General features: G+C 59.2%; 1 protein-coding gene, 2 pseudogenes and 1 other annotated feature. Of the genes and pseudogenes, 2 read left to right on the top strand and 1 reads right to left on the bottom strand.

Going from position 1 to position 2,336, the window contains the following annotated elements; all coding sequences use genetic code 11:
- Nucleotides 1-127, bottom strand: a pseudogene (locus tag ACRXB1_RS34690) (IS30 family transposase); the annotation flags it as partial.
- A gap of 56 nt (nt 128-183) precedes the next feature.
- Between ACRXB1_RS34690 and ACRXB1_RS34685 the strand changes: the two are divergent.
- Nucleotides 184-1,130, top strand: a pseudogene (locus tag ACRXB1_RS34685) (IS3 family transposase); the annotation flags it as partial.
- Nucleotides 486-602: a sequence feature (AL1L pseudoknot), on the top strand. It overlaps the preceding pseudogene by 117 nt.
- 46 nt (nt 1,131-1,176) lie before the next feature.
- The coding region (locus ACRXB1_RS34680) for an IS30 family transposase (protein WP_449494611.1) at nt 1,177-2,336 on the top strand (1,160 nt) is incomplete at its 3' end.

Below are 2,336 nucleotides of genomic sequence, written 5' to 3'. Positions count from 1 at the left end.
TGAGTTGGCGCCGTAGTTCTCCGCCTGGGTGAGCGTAGATGGTCGTGTAAATCGTTTCGTGCGAGACCTGCAAAGTTGGATCGGTCGGAAACATACGCTTGAGAACTCCAGAGATTTGCTGAGGTGAAGCGCCCCGGAAATGTAGGAGACTTTGGATCTTGGCTGTAACGGGAGATTTGAAGTATGGAAAACGCAAGCAAAGTAAAGAAGCCGACAGGGGCGAGGTATTCCGACGAGGTTCGGGAGCGCGCGGTAAGGATGGTGTTGGAGCACCAGCACGAATACGAGACGCCGGGCGCGGCGATGCGCTCGATTGCCGCAAAGATGGGCATGTCGCGTGAGACGCTGCGCAACTGGGTTAATCAAGCTGAGCGTGACCGCGGGCAGCGGGCTGGCACAACGACGGCGGATCTGGCTCGGCTCAAAGAGCTTGAGCGTGAGGTTCGGGAACTGCGCACAGCCAACGAGATCCTGCGCAAGGCGTCCGCGTATTTCGCGCAGGCGGAGCTCGACCGCCGACCGAAGTCATGATCACGTTTATCGACGATCATCGTGCGCTCTACGGGGTCGAGTCGATCTGCCGGTTGTTGCCGATCGCCCCGTCGACATACTATCGGCATACGGCTCGCCGGCACGACCCGCAGCAATGGTCAACACGAGCTCGCCGCGACGCGGTATTGAAGGCTCAGATTAGACAGATCTGGGAGGACAATTTCGCCGTATATGGGGCACGCAAGGTGTGGCGACAGCTGTTGCGTGACGGTGTGAAGGTCGCGCGCTGTACGGTCGAGCGCCTGATGAAAGCGATGGGCATCCAGGGTGTGCGGCGCGGCCGCGTGATCAGGACCACTCAGCGAGATGATGCGGTGCCGTGCCCATCGGATTTGGTGAAGCGGCAGTTCCGGGCCGACCGACCTGACGCGCTGTGGGTCGCGGATTTTACATACTGTTCGACGTGGTCGGGGTTCGTGTACGTAGCGTTCGTGACCGATGTGTTCGCTCGGCGCATCGTTGGTTGGCGGGTGTCGTCCTCGATGCGCACAGACTTCGTACTGGATGCGTTGAATCAGGCGCTGTACGAACGCCAGCCGGTCGAGGGGCTCATACATCACTCGGACCACGGGTCGCAAGGCGGATCCAACTGGTCGTTGCAACATCTCCTAAAGGAGGTGTCAAATGGGACGACCACAGGGTTGGGGTTCGGAACAGACAGGAAGACCAATAATGCAATCGCCCGGCAGGCCAGGTGTCAATCAGCGAGATACGAAGCGAGCGTTCTGGACTTGTGTCGCGCAAGGCATGGAGAGCGAGGCTGCGGCGCGCGCGTGTGGCGTGTCCCAACCTTTGGGGCCAAGATGGTTTCGTGATGCAGGCGGAATGCCGCCGATCGAGCTGACGCCGGGCACTGCGCCTTATCTGTCTTTTTCTGAACGCGAGGAAATTGCGCTGCTACGGGCGCAGGATTGCGGGATCCGTGAGATCGCGCGAAGACTGCAGCGCTCACCTTCGACCATCTCGCGCGAGTTGCGCCGTAATGCTGCAACCCGTAGCGGCACATTGATATACAGGGCGACAGTTGCTCAGTGGAAAGCTAAGCGGGCCGCGGAACGTCCGAAAGCTTCCAGACTGACCAAGAACGATAGATTAAAGAATTATGTGCAGAGTCGATTGGCGGGAGCGGTCACCGATTCAGAAGGCAGGCCGATTGCCGGACCCAACGTACCATGGAAAGGACGACGGCAAGGCCGCCGCGCGGACCGTCGTTGGGGCACCTGCTGGAGTCCCGAACAGATCAGTCGACGATTGCAGGCCGACTATCCAGAAGACCAATCCATGAGAATCTCTCACGAAGCCATCTATCAAGCGCTTTACATTCAGGGCCGTGGCGCTCTGCGGAAGGAGCTTACTGCCTGTTTGCGTACGGGCCGTGCACTTCGTGTGCCTCGAGCCAGGGCGCAACAGCGAGGAAAGCATTTCATTACTCCGGAGGTCATGATCAGTGAACGTCCGGCTGAGGCTGATGATCGTGCCGTTCCGGGTCACTGGGAAGGTGACCTGATCATTGGTCTTAATCGATCCGCAGTGGGTACGCTGGTCGAGCGGACTACCCGCTATACAATGTTGCTCCATCTCCCACCTATGGAGGGACATGGCACTGGCGTGCGGGCCAAGAATGGGCCACCCTTGGCGGGTCATGGAGCGGAGGCCGTCCGCAATGCCATAGCTGCGAAGATCGTGTTATTGCCTGAGCACTTGTGGCGATCGCTCACATGGGATCAAGGCGCAGAGATGGCCCAGCACGTGCAACTTCGAATCGATACGGGTCTGGAGATCTA

Source organism: Caballeronia sp. M23-90, assembly GCF_053574605.1.
Note: the sequence above shows the minus strand (reverse complement) of the source record. Positions and strands in the feature narration are given on the sequence as shown.